Source organism: Streptomyces meridianus, assembly GCF_023703325.1.
Taxonomy (GTDB): domain Bacteria; phylum Actinomycetota; class Actinomycetes; order Streptomycetales; family Streptomycetaceae; genus Streptomyces; species Streptomyces meridianus.
Window position 1 is genome coordinate 23,442 of record NZ_JAMQGM010000019.1, and the last position, 16,704, is coordinate 40,145.

Annotated in this window: 15 protein-coding genes; 10 read left to right on the top strand and 5 right to left on the bottom strand. The window is 71.2% G+C overall.

The window, feature by feature from the left end:
• The first annotated feature begins 70 nt into the window (after positions 1–70).
• From tyrS to M1E25_RS09055, 4 genes are all read left to right on the top strand, one after another.
• The gene (gene tyrS / locus M1E25_RS09040) at positions 71–1,339 is read left to right on the top strand and encodes a tyrosine--tRNA ligase (RefSeq protein ID WP_251412381.1); all 1,269 of its coding nucleotides are present in this window, start codon (positions 71–73) and stop codon (positions 1,337–1,339) included.
• A gap of 103 nt (positions 1,340–1,442) precedes the next feature.
• Positions 1,443–2,228, top strand: a complete 786-nt coding sequence (locus M1E25_RS09045; protein WP_251412384.1) for a GNAT family N-acetyltransferase — start codon at positions 1,443–1,445, stop codon at positions 2,226–2,228.
• A 232-nt stretch (positions 2,229–2,460) separates the two neighbouring features.
• Positions 2,461–2,862: a DUF3099 domain-containing protein gene (locus M1E25_RS09050; RefSeq protein ID WP_251412386.1), complete on the top strand. Its 402-nt coding sequence runs from the start codon at positions 2,461–2,463 to the stop codon at positions 2,860–2,862.
• Between the two features lie 214 nt (positions 2,863–3,076).
• Positions 3,077–3,322 carry a hypothetical protein gene (locus M1E25_RS09055; protein ID WP_251412388.1) on the top strand — a complete coding sequence of 82 codons (246 nt, stop codon included), beginning with the start codon at positions 3,077–3,079 and terminating at the stop codon, positions 3,320–3,322.
• Here M1E25_RS09055 and moaA read toward each other — a convergent pair.
• The 3 genes from moaA to M1E25_RS09070 form a co-directional block, all read right to left on the bottom strand.
• Complete coding sequence (moaA, locus tag M1E25_RS09060; protein WP_251412389.1) at positions 3,305–4,294, bottom strand: GTP 3',8-cyclase MoaA; 990 nt, start codon at positions 4,292–4,294, stop codon at positions 3,305–3,307. The two genes, M1E25_RS09055 and moaA, sit on opposite strands and share 18 nt — an antisense overlap.
• Positions 4,295–4,435: 141 nt before the next feature.
• Complete coding sequence (locus M1E25_RS09065; RefSeq protein ID WP_251412398.1) at positions 4,436–6,055, bottom strand: monocarboxylic acid transporter; 1,620 nt, start codon at positions 6,053–6,055, stop codon at positions 4,436–4,438.
• Entirely contained in the window at positions 6,052–6,396 is a 345-nt protein-coding gene (locus M1E25_RS09070; protein WP_251412400.1) for a DUF485 domain-containing protein, read from the bottom strand. The genes M1E25_RS09065 and M1E25_RS09070 overlap by 4 nt, the downstream gene beginning before the upstream one ends.
• A gap of 584 nt (positions 6,397–6,980) precedes the next feature.
• Between M1E25_RS09070 and M1E25_RS09075 the strand changes: the two genes are divergently transcribed.
• Both M1E25_RS09075 and M1E25_RS09080 read left to right on the top strand, forming a co-directional pair.
• On the top strand, positions 6,981–8,522 hold the full coding sequence (locus M1E25_RS09075) for a S8 family peptidase (RefSeq protein ID WP_251412402.1): 1,542 nt from the start codon (positions 6,981–6,983) through the stop codon (positions 8,520–8,522).
• A 181-nt stretch (positions 8,523–8,703) separates the two neighbouring features.
• The gene (locus M1E25_RS09080; RefSeq protein ID WP_251412404.1) at positions 8,704–10,251 is read left to right on the top strand and encodes a S8 family peptidase; all 1,548 of its coding nucleotides are present in this window, start codon (positions 8,704–8,706) and stop codon (positions 10,249–10,251) included.
• Positions 10,252–10,342: 91 nt separating this feature from the next.
• On the opposite strand, the gene M1E25_RS09085 is transcribed toward M1E25_RS09080, so the two are convergent.
• Positions 10,343–11,386, bottom strand: a complete 1,044-nt coding sequence (locus tag M1E25_RS09085; protein WP_251412406.1) for a zinc-dependent alcohol dehydrogenase family protein — start codon at positions 11,384–11,386, stop codon at positions 10,343–10,345.
• A 67-nt stretch (positions 11,387–11,453) separates the two neighbouring features.
• Positions 11,454–12,344, bottom strand: coding sequence for a sterol desaturase family protein (locus M1E25_RS09090; protein ID WP_251412408.1), 891 nt, complete (start codon positions 12,342–12,344; stop codon positions 11,454–11,456).
• 260 nt (positions 12,345–12,604) lie between these two features.
• Between M1E25_RS09090 and M1E25_RS09095 the strand changes: the two genes are divergently transcribed.
• The 4 genes from M1E25_RS09095 to M1E25_RS09110 all read left to right on the top strand — a co-directional run bounded on the left by M1E25_RS09095 (position 12,605) and on the right by M1E25_RS09110 (position 16,702).
• On the top strand, positions 12,605–13,624 hold the full coding sequence (locus M1E25_RS09095) for a DEDDh family exonuclease (protein WP_372500548.1): 1,020 nt from the start codon (positions 12,605–12,607) through the stop codon (positions 13,622–13,624).
• A gap of 64 nt (positions 13,625–13,688) precedes the next feature.
• Entirely contained in the window at positions 13,689–13,922 is a 234-nt protein-coding gene (locus M1E25_RS09100) for a metallothionein (RefSeq protein WP_251412413.1), read from the top strand.
• Positions 13,923–14,004: 82 nt separating this feature from the next.
• Entirely contained in the window at positions 14,005–14,793 is a 789-nt protein-coding gene (locus M1E25_RS09105) for an SURF1 family cytochrome oxidase biogenesis protein (protein WP_251412415.1), read from the top strand.
• Between the two features lie 124 nt (positions 14,794–14,917).
• A complete protein-coding gene (locus M1E25_RS09110; RefSeq protein ID WP_251412416.1) occupies positions 14,918–16,702 on the top strand; it encodes a glycoside hydrolase family 15 protein in 1,785 nt (594 codons plus the stop codon).
• The last annotated feature ends 2 nt before the right edge of the window (positions 16,703–16,704 follow it).

Below are 16,704 nucleotides of genomic sequence, written 5' to 3' on the forward strand. Positions count from 1 at the left end.
ATAGACTGGCCGGGGCACATCGGAGCCGGGCGGTAGCGGCCCGGACACCTCCCGAAGGAGAGACATCACCGTGGCGGACATCGTCGACGAACTGAAGTGGCGCGGGCTGATCGCCCTCTCCACCGATGAGGACGCACTGCGCAAGGCGTTCGCGGACGGCCCCGTCACCTTCTATTGCGGCTTCGACCCGACCGCGCCGAGCCTGCACCTGGGCAATCTGGTGCAGATTCTCACCATGCGCCGGATCCAGCAGGCCGGGCACCGGCCGCTCGGCCTGGTCGGCGGGGCCACCGGTCTGATCGGCGACCCGAAGCCCACCTCCGAGCGCACCCTGAACGCCCCGGAGATCGTCGCCGGATGGGTGGAGCGGCTGGAGGCCCAGATCCGCCCGCTGCTCGACTTCGAGGGCCCGAACGCCGCGGTCATGGTGAACAACCTGGACTGGACGCAGGGGATGTCGGCGATCGCGTTCCTGCGCGACGTCGGCAAGCACTTCCGCGTCAACAAGATGATCGCCAAGGAGGCCGTCTCCCGGCGACTGAACTCCGACGCGGGCATCAGCTACACCGAGTTCAGCTACCAGATCCTGCAGGGCATGGACTTCCTGGAGCTGTACCGGCGGTACGGCTGCACCCTGCAGACCGGCGGCAGCGACCAGTGGGGCAACCTCACCTCGGGCACCGACCTGATCCACCGGGTCGAGCCCGGAGCGGAGGTGCACGCCCTGGGAACGCCGCTGATCACCAAGGCCGACGGCACCAAGTTCGGCAAGACGGAGAGCGGCACGGTCTGGCTCGACCCCGAGATGACCACGCCGTACGCCTTCTACCAGTTCTGGCTGAACGCCGATGACCGGGACGTGTCCAAGTTCCTGCGGATCTTCAGCTTCCGCTCCCGCGCGGAGATCGAGGAGCTGGAGCGGCAGACCGTGGAGCGCCCGCAGGCCCGGGCCGCCCAGCGGGCGCTGGCCGAGGAGCTGACGACGCTGGTGCACGGTGCCGCGCAGTGCGAAGCGGTCGTGGCGGCGTCGCGGGCGCTGTTCGGCCAGGGCGACCTGACGGAGCTGGACGAGGCAACGCTGTCCGCGGCGCTGTCGGAGGTGCCGCACGTGCGGGTGGCGCAGCTGGCATCCGTGGTGGACCTCTTCGCCGAGGTCGGCCTGGTCGCGAGCAAGTCCGCCGCGCGCCGCACCGTCAAGGAGGGCGGAGCCTACGTGAACAACGTCAAGGTACCCGCCGAGGACACCGTGCCGGCCGGTGACGAACTGCTGCACGGCCGCTGGCTGGTGCTGCGCCGGGGCAAGAAGAACCTGGCCGCGGTCGAGGTGGCCGCCGGCTGACGCCGTGCCGGGCCGTTCTGCATGCCCGGACGGCGGCCGCCGTCCGGGCACGGGGACGGAAACCCCATTGCCGATCGCCTCGTGCCGGTGCTGGAATCCGCGCATGGATGCAGCTGCGGCGCTGGCCGTCTTCGACGAACGGATGCGGCGCGGGGCGCGGCCCGACGGCCCCGGCGCATGGGTCGAGCGGGTCGGGCCGGTGGTCCGGCAAACGGATCCGGGCGGGTGGAACGGCGTGCTGTGGTCGGACCTCGAGCCCGCCGGCGCCGATACGGAGATCGCCGCCCAGGTGCGGCACTTCGCGGCGCTGGGCCTCGGTTTCGAGTGGAAGCTCTACGGGCATGACGGCCCGGCGGATCTGGCCGAACGGCTGCTGGCGGCCGGCTTCGAGCCGGAGGACGAGGAGACCGTGATGGTCGCCCGGCCGCACCGGGTGCCGGCCGGTCCGGAACCGCCCGAGGGCGTGCGACTGCTCCCGGTGACGGATGCGGCCGGGGTGGATCTGGTCGCCGCCGTTCACGAACAGGTCTTCGCCACTGACCCCGCCCGGCTGGCAAAGCAGCTCCGGGCCCGATTGGACGAGGGCGACGGCGCCGCGGCCGCGGTCGTGGCGATGGCCGGCGACCTCCCGGTGAGTGCGGCACGGATGGAGCTCGACCCGGAGGCCGGCTTCGCGGGTCTGTGGGGCGGCGGCACCCTGCCGGGCTGGCGAGGACGGGGCCTCTACCGGGCCCTGGTGGGCTTCCGTGCCCGTATCGCGGCCGAGCGGGGCTGTGACTGGCTGCAGGTCGACGCGTCGGCGATGAGCCGGCCGGTGCTGGAGCGGCTGGGCTTCACGGCGCTGACCACCACGACGCCGTACGTCTTCTGCGGTCCCCGGGGCGGGTGAGCCGTCACAACCGGCCCCCTGCCGGCCGGCCACCTCACGAGGCGCCCCGGAGGGCCCTGCCTGTTGCCGCGTTCCGGCCCGTCGCACGCCGCCCGGGGGCGGGGGCCGGCGCGGTCGAGGCCGGAGCGATCCCGCACCGGTGGAGGGAGCCCGCCCTCGTGGACAGCACTGTCGCGGCGTACCGTGAAGGACGGGGGCCGGGCGGTCCGGCCGGGGATTCAGGTGGTGGAACATGAGGCGGAAGCGGGACGACTCCGAGGTCTTCCGGATCACCGGAGCCCGGCAGGGACTCGCCGACGACGTCCGGGGCCGGCAGCGGCGGTACGTGATCTCGATGCTCATCCGGACGGTCGCGGTGGTGCTCGCCGCGACGCTGTGGAGCGTCGAACGGCACGTCGCGATCGTGGCCCTCGTGCTGGGCGCCGTGCTCCCCTATATCGCCGTGGTCATCGCCAACGCGGGCCGTGAGAACGCCCCTTCCCTGCCCTCCGCCCTGATCGCACCGGCCCGGCATGCGCTGCCGCGGAGCGCGCCGAACGGGCCGGAACGCTCCTCCGAACCGCCTTCCGGTCCGGGCCGGACGCAGGATCCCACGGTTCACGACGGGGAGGACCGCAGAGCCGCCGCGAGCTGAGGACGGCCGCCCTCAAAGCTCAGGAAAAGCTCAGATCAATCATGTTGTTCCGGTGCACTGCGCAGCCTCCCCCGTGCCATACTTCGTAAGCGCTCCGCATCCCCCGTCGGAGCGAATGACCGACGCCGGGCGGCTCCCCCCGTGGCTGCCCGGCGTCGCTTTGTCCCGACCCGGCCGCGCGCCCGCGCCACCGGAGTTGCGTATGGTTTCCCGGATGGACTCCCCCGATCACGCTTCCGACTCCGCCGCCGGCACGGCACCGATCTGTTCGGCGAAGGGCTGCCGGACCGCAGCCGTGTGGGTGCTCGCCTGGAACAACCCGAAGCTGCACACACCCGAGCGGCGCAAGACCTGGCTGGCCTGCGACGAGCACCGGGAGCACCTGTCGACGTTCCTCGGCGCCCGCGGCTTCCTCAAGGACGTCGTGACCCTCGACGCGTGGTCAGCCGCCGATCGCTGACATCGGGCGCTCGGGCTGCAGGAACGCCGGGTCGTCCAGACCGGATCCGGCCTTCTTCCCCCACATTGTCCGCTTCCACAGGGCCGCGATCTCCTCGTCGGACGCACCCGAGCGCAGGTGTCCGCGCAGGTCGGTCTCCTCGGTGGCGAAGAGACAGGTGCGGACCTGGCCGTCGGCGGTGAGCCGGGTGCGGTCGCAGGCGCGGCAGAACGGCCGGGTGACCGAGGCGATGACGCCGACCCGCGCCGGACCGCCGTCCACCAGCCAGCGCTCGGCCGGAGCCGATCCCCGGGCGTCCTCGCCCTCCGGGGTGAGATCGAAGCGGGTTCGCAGGCTCTCCAGGATGTCCCCGGCAGTGATCATGCCCTCGCGCTTCCAGCCGTGCTGGGCGTCGAGGGGCATCTGCTCGATGAACCGGAGTTCGTAGTCGTTCTCGACTGCCCAGGCCAGCAGGTCGGGCGCCTCGTCCTCGTTGAGCCCCGGCATCAGCACGGCATTGACCTTGACCGGAGTGAGACCGGCGGCGCGTGCCGCGGCGAGCCCGTCCAGGACGTCCTGGTGGCGCTTGCGGCGGGTCAGCGCCCGGAAGACGTCCGGGCGCAGGGTGTCGAGGGAGACGTTGACCCGGTCGAGCCCGGCTCCTCGCAACGCCTCGGCGGTGCGTCCGAGGCCGATGCCGTTGGTCGTGAGTGACATGCGCGGGCGCGGTCCGAGCGCGGCGCACCGCTCGACGATGCCGACGAGACCGGGGCGCAGAAGGGGCTCCCCGCCGGTGAAGCGGACCTCGGTGATGCCGAGGGTCGTGACGGCGATGCGGACCATGCGGACGATCTCGTCATCGGTGAGGAGGTCGGGTTTCGCGAGCCACTGCAGCCCTTCCTCGGGCATGCAGTAGGTGCAGCGCAGGTTGCAGCGGTCCGTGAGCGAGACACGCAGGTCGGTGGCGGTGCGACCGTAAGTGTCGATGAGCATGCAGCGACCCCTCCCACGATGTGCCGTCGGTCCGGCGGCCGAAGCCACTGGCCCCGCTCTCGCAGCCTACGCGACGGACCCGGGTCCCGACCGTGCCGGGACCCGGGTCCGTCGTTCACGCGGGTGACGGGAGCTCGCCGGTCAGGCCGATCCGGCTCCGGTGAGGGAGCGGACCTCGAGCTCCGCGTACTTCTCGGTGTCCGGTTCCTCCTTGCCCACGACCGAGCCCAGCCAGCCGAGCAGGAAGCCCAGCGGGATGGAGATCAGACCCGGGTTGTTCAGGGGGAACCAGTGGAAGTCCACCGACGGGAACATCGACGTCGGAGCTCCGGAGACCACCGGCGAGAACAGCACCAGGATCACCGACGAGAACAGACCGCCGTAGATCGACCACAGCGCGCCCTGGGTGGTGAAGCGCTTCCAGAAGAGGCTGTAGAGGATCGTCGGGAGGTTGGCCGAGGCCGCCACGGCGAAGGCCAGGGCGACCAGGCCGGCGACGTTGAGGCCACGGGCGAAGACGCCGAGGGCGATGGCGACCGCGCCGATGCCGACGGTGGCCCAGCGGGCCGCCGCGACCTCCTCCTTTTCGGTCGCCTGCCCCTTGCGGATGACGTTCACGTACAGGTCGTGCGCGAAGGAGGACGAGGAGGCCAGGGTGAGGCCCGCGACCACGGCGAGGATCGTGGCGAAGGCGACCGCGGAGATGACGGCGAGCAGGACCGCGCCGCCCGCGGAGCCCGCGCCGCCGCCGATCTCCTGGGCGAGCAGCGGTGCTGCCGTGTTGCCCGCCGGGTTGGACTCGATGATGGTGTCGGGCTTGATCAGGGCCGCGGCGCCGAAACCCAGCGCGATGGTCATCAGGTAGAAGCCGCCGATGATCCCGATGGCCCAGTTCACCGACTTGCGTGCGGCCTTGGCGGTGGGAACGGTGTAGAAGCGGATCAGGATGTGCGGCAGACCGGCGGTGCCCAGTACGAGGGCGACGCCCAGCGAGATGAAGTCCAGCTTCGACATCGCGGTGACGCCGTACTTGAGGCCGGGCTCCAGGAAGGCCGAGCCCTTGCCGCTGTTCTCGGCTGCGGCGCCGAGCAGCTCCGAGACGTTGAAGCCGAACTTGAGCATGACCAGCACGGTGATCAGCAGCGTGCCCGCGATGAGCAGCACCGCCTTGACCATCTGGACCCAGGTGGTGCCCTTCATGCCGCCGATGGAGACGTAGAGGATCATCACGACGCCCACGAGGATCACGACGAGAATGTTCCCGACCTCACCGGTGATGCCCAGGAGCAGGGTGACGAGCGCCCCGGCGCCCGCCATCTGCGCCAGCAGGTAGAAGATCGAGACCACGATGGTGGAGGTGCCGGCCGCGGTGCGGACCGGGCGCTGGCGCATCCGGTAGGCGAGCACGTCGCCCATGGTGAACCGGCCGGAGTTGCGCAGCGGCTCGGCGACGAGCAGCAGGGCGACCAGCCAGGCGACGAGGAAGCCGATGGAGTAGAGGAAGCCGTCGTAGCCGTACAGCGCGATGGCGCCGGCGATGCCGAGGAACGAGGCCGCGGACATGTAGTCCCCGGAGATCGCCAGGCCGTTCTGGAAGCCGCTGAACTGGCGTCCCGCGGCGTAGAAGTCCTCGGTGCCCTTGGACTGGCGTCCGGCCCAGACGGTGATGGCGAGGGTGGCGAGGACGAAGGCCACGAACAGCGAGATGGTCAGAACGCGGTGCTCACCCGAGCCGGAAGCTGCGAGCTGGAACGTGGTCATGCGTCGCCCTCCAGGCGGGTCTTGATGGCCTCGGCGCGCGGGTCGAGTTCGGCGGCGGCGTGGCGGGAGTACCACCAGGCGATGAGGAAGGTGGTGGCGAACTGCGCCAGACCGAGGACCAGGGCGACGTTGATGTTGCCGACGAGCTTCGTCCCCATCAGGCCGCCCGCGTAGTTGGACAGCAGTACGTACATCAGGTACCAGGCGACGAATCCGACCGTCAGCGGGAAGGCGAAGGAACGGTGTGCCTTGCGCAGTTCGCCGAATTCGCTGCTCGCCTGGACCGCGCTGAGTGATTCCCGGCCTGATGTCCCCTCGGGCGGGGCTGGTGCGGTGTCCACGGTCTCTCCTGTGGGGGTTGCGTCTGTGGCTACGACTGTCGGAGCCCGTGAGCTGCGTCACTCCCGGGCCTGGATTCGGCATCGTAGGGCCGGGGCGGGTGACCCCGACAGGGGGCGGGTGAACCCAATCCGCAAACGTTCGAGCTGCGGCGACACCGGGCGCGTGTCCGATCGTTGACCGACATGTGAGCACGCCGCCGACTTCCCCCGCCCCACGGCCCGCACGACGCCCGTACGGCCTGGTGGCTCTGGCCGCACCGGTCGACGCGGCGCCTGCCGTCCGGGCGCCGGTACCCCCGCGGCCCGGCCGCTGGTTCGGGCCGGAGGTGTCCCTGCAGCCGCTGAGCGTCGAAGCCCTGCGCCGCACCCGTCGGACGGACGGCGGGCGGGCAAGGGCCTGACGCCCCGTCGACGGGTGCTGCTCCGCCTCCCGTTCGGCCATCCGGCCCATACACCCGCGACGATTCGGACGCTGGGTCGGATTTGAATAATAAGATCAGCATTTGAACCTTGTTTCCCGTCGCCACGCATCCGTGTGCGCGCGGCCTGCGCGCGGACGGCACCTCGGAGGATGTGGAGAACCCATGGCTGATCCCCGGTCCGGACACCGCCGCGCACTCTCGCTGCCGGTGGGACTCGTACTGACCGCCGCCCTCGGCTTCCTGCCGGGCGTGGCCACCGCCGGCCCCCTCGAAAAACAGGAAAGGGCCACCCCGGTCGCGGCCGCCGGCCCACAGCTGTCGTACGTCGTCAACACCACCCCGAGCCGCGCCGCGGTGAACCGGGTGAAGAAGGCGGTCGTCCGGGCGGGCGGCACCGTGGTCGCCTCACACCGGCGCATCGGAGTGGTCGTTGCCCATGCTGCGACCCCCGGGTTCGCCCGGACGATGCGCGCCGTCGAAGGCGTGCAGTCCGCGGGCGCGACGCGCACCGCCCCGCTCCGCTCGGCCTCCTCACTCCAGGTGGGCCGGCCGGAGAAGGTCGAGGAACGGCGCAGCGGAGCCGCCGTGCGCGCGGCCAGGGCCGCCGGCAAGGAACCCATGGAGGAGCTCCAGTGGGACCTCGCCGCCGTGAAGGCGGACCGGGCGGCACGGATCGACCCGGGCAGCAGGGACGTCACCGTGGCCGTCATCGACACGGGAGTCGATGACACCCACCCCGACCTCGCCCCCAACTTCTCGGCCGCCCAGTCCGCCAACTGCGTGGGCGGAACGGCCGACACGAAGGCGGGCGCCTGGCGGCCGTACGACGCCGACGAGGACTACCACGGCACCCATGTGGCCGGTGAGATCGCCGCCGCGCGCAACGGCGTCGGCGTCGCCGGCGTCGCGCCGGGCGTCAAGGTCTCGTCCATCAAGGTCAGCGAGGCGGAGACGAGCCTGTTCTACGCGGAGTCGGTCGTCTGCGCGTTCATGTTCGCCGCCGAACACGACGTGGAGATCACCAACAACAGCTACTACGTGGACCCGTGGCTGTTCAACTGCGAGGACCACCCGGACCAGCGGGCCATCGCCGAGGCGGTCGGCCGCGCCGCGCGCTACGCCGAGGGCAGGGGCGTCCTCAACGTGGCGTCAGCCGGGAACTCGAACGCCGACCTGGCTGCGGACTCGCTCGACGACGACTCCAGTCCGAACGATTCCACGCCTGCCGACCGCGAGATCGATCCGGACTCGTGTCCGGACGTGCCGGCTCAGCTTCCGGGTGTGGTAACGGTCGGGGCGACCGGTGCCCAGGGGCTGAAGTCCTACTACTCCAACTACGGGTTGGGGCAGATCGACGTGGCGGCTCCGGGCGGGGACAAGTACCAGTCGCCCAGGAAGCCGGCCGAGGACGGCCGGATCCTGTCCACCATGCCGGGCGGGGACTACGCCTACCTGCAGGGCACGTCGATGGCCGGGCCGCACGTGGCCGGCGTCGCCGCCCTGGTGAAGAGCCGGCACCCGGACGCGGGACCCGAGGAGGTCCGGCGCATGCTCACCGCCCAGGCGGACAACCCGGGTTGCCCGAGCGGCCGTTACGACCCCGACGGGGACGGCGAGAGAGACGCCGTCTGCACCGGCACCCGGCGTCTGAACAGCTTCTACGGAGCCGGCGTCGTCGACGCCCTGGACGCCGTCACGCGCTGACGCCCTGCAGGAAAAACGGGCCCGACCGGGAGGAACGGGTCGGGCCCGTCCCTTCGTTGTCCAAACGTCACCATCCCGGCTCTTGTTCGTCTGCTCCGGGCCCGGCTAGCTTCCTCCGCCAGGACCATCCGCATATCGGCCGCGACGGTCCGCATGCGGATACGGATGAACTGGAGACCCCATGACATTGCGCTCTGCGCGCACGCGTCGCGCCGTCGTCATCCCGGTGGGCATGGCGATGGCCACCGCGTTGGCCTTCCTTCCGGCCACGGCCTCCGCCACCTCACGTGACGCCCTCGGTCCGGTGGACAGCGCCCCGGCGGCCGGGCTCGCAGACGGCGGGCAGATGAGCTTCGTCGTCAACATCAAGCAGAATCAGGGCACTTCGCAGCACGTCAAGAAGGAGATAGTCGAGGCGGGCGGGACCGTCTTCCAGTCCTACGACCGGATCGGCGTGATCGTCGCGCATTCGGATGCCCCGGACTTCGCCGAGAAGATGCGCAAGGTGCGCGGTGTCGAGTCCGCGGGCGCGACCCGGACCACCCCGCTGCCCGCCCAGTCCACCACCGACGCGGACAAGCCGGTGGCGCTGTCGTCCCGCCAGGCGAAGGCCGCCGAGGCCCGGGCCGAATCCGGCCAGGACCCGCTGGAGCCGCTGCAGTGGGACCTGCCGGCCATCAAGGCCGACAAGGCGCACGAGAAGACCCTGGGCAGCAGCAAGGTGACTGTCGCGGTCATCGACACGGGTGTGGACGACACCCACCCCGACCTCGCCCCCAACTTCGACCGCAACGCGTCGGTCAACTGCGTCAGCGGCAAGCCGAACACGGCCGACGGGGCCTGGCGCCCGGGTCCGCAGGAGAGCCCGCACGGCACGCACGTCGCCGGTGAGATCGCCGCGGCCAAGAACGGGATCGGCATGACCGGCGTCGCCCCGGGCGTCAAGGTCTCGGGCATCAAGGTGGCCACCGAGGCCGGGTACTTCTTCACCGAGGCCGTCGTCTGCGGCTTCGTGTGGGCGGCCGAGCACGGCGTGGACGTGACGAACAACAGCTACTACGTCGACCCGTGGATGTTCAACTGCAAGGACGACCCGGACCAGGGGGCCCTGGTCGACGCCATCGGGCGGGCGACGCGGTACGCGGAGAAGAAGGGCGCGGTCAACGTCGCCGCGGCCGGGAACTCCAACTTCGACCTGGCCTCGGACTCCATCCAGGACGGTTCGAGCCCGAACGACTCCACTCCGACCGACCGCGAGATCGACCCGAGCACCTGCCTCGACATCCCGACCCAGATCCCGGGCGTGGTGACGGTCGCGGCGACCGGCGCCAAGGGGCTCAAGTCGTCGTTCTCCAACTACGGTCTCGGTGTCATCGACATCGCGGCCCCGGGCGGCGACGCCACCCGCTACCAGGCGCCGGAGCCGCCGGCCGTGGACGGCCGGATCCTCGGCACGCTGCCGGGCGGCGGCTACGGCTACGCGGCCGGCACGTCGATGGCCTCGCCGCACGTGGCCGGTGTGGCGGCGCTCATCATGAGCACCTACCCGAAGGCCTCCCCGGCCGCGGTGAAGGCGCTGCTGAAGGTCGAGGCCGACGACGTGGCCTGCCCGGAGCCGTACGACATCGACGGTGACGGCGAGGCCGACGCCGTCTGCGAGGGCAACGCGCGGCAGAACGGCTTCTACGGAGCCGGGATCGCGGACGCGCTGGACGCCGTCCGGCGCTGACACGGCACGGGGGACACCCATCGGGTGTCCCCCGCACAGGAACGAGGGCCGGGGGCCGGCGGCGAGTGTGCCGCCGGCCCCCGGCCGCACGTCAGTTCCGCATGAGGACCTTGAGGGCCGCCCGCTCGTCCATCGCCTTGTAGCCGCCCGGAACACCGTCGAGGTCCACCGCCAGGTCGAACACCGGCGACGGGTCGAGCGTGCCGTCCAGGACCTCGGGCAACAGCTCCGGGATGTAGGCGCGCACCGGGGCCACCCCACCGCGGACCGCGATGTTGCGGTCGAACATCTCGCTCAGGTCGAGGCCGCTGCCGCTGCCGTGCGGAACACCCACGAAGCCGATGGAGCCTCCGTCCCGGGTGATCCCGACCGCGGTGCGCATGGACTGCTCGGTGCCGACCGCCTCGATCACGGCGTGGGCTCCCTGGCCCCGGGTCAGCGCGCGCACGGTTTCCACCGCGGCCTGCCCGCGCTCTGCGACGACGTCGGTGGCGCCGAACCTGCGCGCGAGAGCGGTGCGGGTCTCGTGCCGTCCCAGCGCGATGATCCGTTCCGCTCCGAGGCGCCGCGCGGCGAGAACGCCGCACAGCCCGACCGCGCCGTCGCCGACCACCGCGACCGTGCTCCCGGGCCGGACTCCGGCCCCCAGAGCGGCGTGGTGCCCCGTGCCCATCACGTCCGAGAGGGTGAGCAGGGCGGTCAGCAGCCGGTCGTCCGACGCCGCCTCGGCGGGCAGGCGGACGAGGGTGCCGTTCGCGTGCGGGACGCGGACCGCCTCGCCCTGGCCGCCGTCGTGGCCCACCGAGCCCCAGAAACCGCCGTGCTCGCAGGAGGTGGTCAGACCCTCGGTGCAGAAGTCGCAGACGCCGTCGGACCACATGAAGGGGGCGACCACGAGATCGCCCCGTCTGACCTCGGTCACCTCCGGTCCGGTCTCCTCGACGACGCCGAGGAACTCGTGGCCGATCCGCTGCCCCGGCTTCCGGGCCGCCTCCCCCCGGTAGGCCCACAGGTCGCTGCCGCATATGCAGGCCAGGACGACCCGGACGATCGCGTCACCGGGCCTTTGGACCACGGGATCGGGCACCTCCTCCACCCGGATGTCGTGGGGGGCGTGGATGACGGTGGCTCGCATGGGCGGCGTTCCTCTGGCGCTGGCGCAGGGGTCCGGTTCCCTGCGCGTGGACGTTGTGTGCAGCGCTCTACGGTACGGCGGGGCCGCCCATGCTCCCGACCTGCGGGGGCTCGGGGGCGGACGGCGCCGGTGCGGGGTTCCAGCCCGGGCCCCTCAACAGCCGGCCGAACCGCTCGCGCCAGTTCGCCGCGGACCTGAGGTCGCGGGCGATGGCCAGGTACTCGTGCGTGGCGACCCGCAGCGGGTTGTGGGTCGAGATGTTCTTGGTGAGCCCGTAGACCGGCCGCTCGGTCTCCGGGGTGAAGGTGCCGAACATCCGGTCCCAGACGATCAGCATCCCCGCGTAGTTGCGGTCCAGGTAGTCCCCCTGGGAGGCGTGGTGGACCCGGTGGTGGGAGGGGGTGTTGAGGACGAACTCGACCGGCCGGGGCAGCTTGTCGATCCGCTCGGTATGGATCCAGAACTGGTAGACGAGGTTGACCCCGGCGCAGAACGCGAGCACCGCGGGGTGCACACCGAGCGCGATCATCGGCACGTAGAACGGCCAGACGGTCCAGGTCGTCCACGGCTGGCGCAGCGCGGTGGTGAGGTTGAACTTGCGGCTGGAGTGGTGCACCACGTGGCAGGCCCACAGGATGCGGATCACGTGGTGGCTGCGGTGGGACCAGTAGTAGAGGAAGTCCTGGAGGAGCAGCATGAGCGGCAGCGTCCACCACAGCACGGACACCCGGAGCGGGGTGAGTTCGTAGACCGTGGCGTAGATGGCGACGATCGGGATCTTCCACAGCGCGTCGAAGACGAGGCTGCCCAGGCCCATGCCGATGCTCGTCGCGGCGTCCTTGGACTCGTAACCCGCGGCGTCGTCGTCGGGACGGAGGCGGTAGCTCACCATCTCCAGGACGGTGAGCAGGATGAACGCGGGTATGGACCACAGCACTGCATCGGGAAGGTGCGGCATGTCCGCACCTTAGGGGCGGCCCGGCGCCGGCACCAGAGGTTGTTACCGATCGGTATTGGCAAGGTTCGACAAAGGCCGATCACTCGCTGCCACGGACTTGACTTGACGGAGCGTCATCTTGACGGGTGCCGCCGCCCTTGAATCCGGGTACAGATCAACAAAGCGGAACAATCGACCTATTGTGCCGTCAACTCTGCGCAGCCGACGGGACGATACGGGGCTGCACGGGCTGTCGGAGCCGCCCGGTATCTTCCATGACCATGCTCGAAGACGACGCGGCGACCGCACCGACCCTCTCCACGGAGTACCCGGATTCCGCGGGCTCACCGTGGCCGGCCGAGTATCCGCGGAGTTACGCGGTCGTCGACGTGGAGACCACCGGCCTCGCCCGCGACGACCGCATCGTGTCGGCGGCGGTCTACCGGCTCGACGCCCGGGGCGAGGTGGAAGACCACTGGTACACCGAGGTCAACCCGGAGCGAGACCCCGGACCGGTCTGGATCCACGGGCTCACGTCCGAGGTGCTGGACGGTGCCCCGCTCTTCCCGGAGATCGCCGGCGACTTCGCCGAACGCCTCGAGAACCGGGTCCTGGTGGCCCACAACGCGGCGTTCGACTGGTCGATGATCGCCCGGGAGTACGCCCGGGCCGGGCGTACCGCCCCCGTCCGGCAGCGGCTGTGCACCATCGCCCTCGCCAAGGAGCTCCGGCTGCCGCTGCCCAACCACAAGCTGGAGTCGCTGGCCGCCCACTACGGGGTCGTCGCCCGCCGCGCCCACCACGCCCTGGACGACGCCCGGGTGCTCGCCGAGGCGTTCCGGCCGAGCCTCCGTCTCGCCGCGGATTCCGGTGTCCGGCTGCCGCTGCTGTCCTGCCAGCCGCTGACGGAATGGTCCGACCGCCCGGCGCACTCCCGCCCTGCCATCGGCCACCAGCGCGGGCCCCGCTCGGGCACGTGGCGGCCCAGCCGCAAGCGTCCGGCCTGTCCCTACCCGAACCCCGGCCGTTACGCGGCCGGCCAGCGGCTGACACAGGGGATGCGGGTGGCGTTCTCGGGCGACACCTCGGTGGACCGGGAACTGCTGGAGGATCGCGCCGTCGAGGCCGGGCTGCACGTCGCGACGAGCCTGTCCCGGCTGACCAGCCTGCTGGTCACCAACGATCCGGACGCCGGGACCTCGAAGGTCGCCAGGGCCAGGTCCTTCGGCACGCCCGTGATCGACGAGGCGGCGTTCATGCAACTGCTCCAGGATGTGGCACCGGCGCCCTCGTCCGGGTGAACGCGGGGCGACGCGCCAGCCCGGCACCCGGGCGGCGGCGCCCTCGCCGCGCACTCTGTGGCGCATGGCACGATGCGAAGTCTGCGGAAACGACTACGGAATGACGTTCGAGGTGCACGCGCAGGGCGCCGTCCACGTCTTCGACTGCTTCTCCTGCGCCATTCACCGGATGGCTCCGGTCTGCGAGCACTGCCGCTGCCCCATCATCGGACAGGGTGTCCAGGCCGACGGCCAGTTCTTCTGCGGCGCACACTGCGCGCGCGAGGAGGGGAAGGTGGGTGTCGTCGACCACGTCTGACTCCCTCCGGCCCGCGGGCCGGCGTCCCCTTCCGGCTCCCCCTCCCTCCGGACACCCCACGACCGAGTTGTACGGTCGTGGGGTGTACCGCTTCCTGTTGTCCCGGCAGTGGGTGATCCTCACCCTTGTGGGCCTCGTGCTCATCCCCGTGATGATCCAGCTGGGCTTCTGGCAGCTGCACCGCCACGAGCACCGTGTCGCGCAGAACGAACTGATCTCCGGCAACCTGGCCGCCCGCCCGGTCCCGGTGCAGAAGCTGACCGCCCCGGGACGGACCGTGCCCCGGGCCGAGACCTACCGGCCCGTGACGGCGACCGGGTCCTACGACACCCGGCACGAGGTGGTCGTCCGCCAGCGGACCGCGGCCGACGGGCAGAAGATCGGCTATCACGTGCTGACCCCCCTGGTCCTGCCGGACGGCCGGGCCGTGCTCGTGAACCGGGGCTGGATCCCGTCCGGAGACGACCTCACCGAGTTCCCGCAGGTCCCCGCCGCGCCCAAGGGGAGGGTCACCGTCACCGGGCGGCTGATGCCCGACGAGACCACCGCCGCCAGCGGCATCAAGGACCGCACCGGTCTGCCTCCCCGCCAGGTCATGCTGATCGACAGCGGACAGCAGGCGAAACGGCTGGGCCGGCCGGTGACCGGCGGCTATCTGCAGCTCACCGCCACGTCGCCGGAGCCCTCCGGCCAGGGACCCGAGCTGCTTCCGGAGCCCGACCACAGCAGCATCGGCCCCCACATGGCGTACGCCGTGCAGTGGTGGCTGTTCGCCGCCGGGGTGCCCGTCGGCTGGGTCGTCCTGGTGCGGCGGGAACTGAAGGACCGCCGCGCTGCCGTCCGCGACGAACGCGTCGGCGTCGCCGCCTGACGCCCCGGGCTCGCCCGGCCCCGTCGGGCGGGCAGCTCCCCCGCACACCGAGGGGCTCCCCCGGCATGCGACGGTCACCCCGGGGGCAGGGGTGATGACGACAACCTGGGGAAGGACGGCCATCGTGCCCGGACGTATCGAGGACTATGCGGTCATCGGGGACTTGCAGACCGCGGCGCTCGTCGGCAGGGACGGGTCGGTCGACTGGCTCTGCCTGCCGCGTTTCGACTCGGGCGCCTGCTTCGCCGCGCTGCTCGGTGACGAGAACAACGGACGGTGGCGGCTGGCCCCGGTGGCCGCGCAGACCTGTACCAGCCGCTCCTACCGCGGCGACACCCTCGTGCTGGAAACCCGCTGGGAGACCCCGACCGGCACGGTGAAGGTCATCGACTTCATGCCACAGCGCGACCGGGCACCCGACCTCATCCGGATCGTCGAGGGGGTCTCCGGCCAGGTCGAGATGGGCAGCGACCTGCGGCTGCGCTTCGACTACGGCAACATCGTGCCGTGGGTGCGCCGCTCTGACGGGCACCGCATCGCCATCGCCGGACCGGACTCCGTCTGGTTTCGCAGCGAGCCCCCGGTCACCCTGCGCGGCGAGGACTACAGCACCCGGGCCGACTTCACGGTCTTCGAGGGCGAACAGGTCGCCTTCGTCCTCACCTGGCACCCGTCGCACGAGAAGCGGCCGCGACGCATCGACCCGTTCAAGGCACTCGAACAGAGCGTCGCGGGCTGGGAGAAGTGGTCGGCTCAGTGCCGCTACCAGGGGCCTTGGCGGGACGCCGTGATGCGCTCCCTGATCACTCTCAAGGCACTCACCTACGCGCCGACCGGCGGCATCGTGGCCGCGGCCACCACCTCGCTGCCGGAGGAGATCGGCGGGGTGCGCAACTGGGACTACCGGTTCTCCTGGCTGCGCGACTCCACGCTCACCCTCAACGCCCTGGTCTCCAGCGGCTACCTGGAGGAGGCCACCGCCTGGCGGGACTGGCTGCTGCGCGCGGTCGCCGGCGACCCGAAGGACCTGCAGATCATGTACGGGATCGCAGGTGAACGCCGCCTGCCCGAGTTCGAGGTGCCGTGGCTGCCCGGCTACGAGGACTCCGCCCCGGCGCGGGTCGGCAACGCGGCCGTCGACCAGCTCCAGCTCGACGTCTACGGCGAGGTGCTCGACTCGCTCCACCTGTCGCGCCTGCGCGGGATGGAGAGCGAGGAGCACGCCTGGGACCTGCAGCGCACCCTGATGGAGTTCCTCGAATCGCAGTGGCGCGAGCCCGACGAGGGGCTGTGGGAGGTGCGCGGCCCCCGTCGCCACTTCGTGCATTCCAAGGTGATGGCCTGGGTGGCGGCCGACCGGGCCGTCCGCACCCTGGAGGGCCTGCCCGGACTCGGTGGGGACGCCGGCCGCTGGCGCGCCATGCGTGCCGAGGTGCACGACGAGGTCTGCCGCCGCGGATACGACGCGGGCCGCAATACCTTCACCCAGTTCTACGGCTCGGACGAACTGGATGCGGCGACCCTCCTGATCCCGCAGGTGGGCTTCCTGCCGCCCTCCGACCCGCGCGTCGTGGGCACGGTCGACGCCGTCCGCCGCGAGTTGCAGCACGGCGGGTTCGTCCGCCGCTACACCATCGGCGAGAGCGCCGTGGACGGGCTGCCCGGAAGTGAGGGGGCTTTCCTGGCCTGTTCGTTCTGGCTGGCCGACGCGCTGCACGCGACCGGGCGCTCACAGCAGGCCCGGGAACTGTTCGAGGCGCTCCTGTCGATCCGGAACGATGTGGGGCTGCTGGCCGAGGAATGGGATCCGGAGGCAGGCCGTCAGCTGGGCAACTTCCCGCAGGCATTCAGTCACGTCGGCCTGGTCAACACCGCCCTCGCCCTGTCCGGAGCGGGCAGGGCAGGATAGGC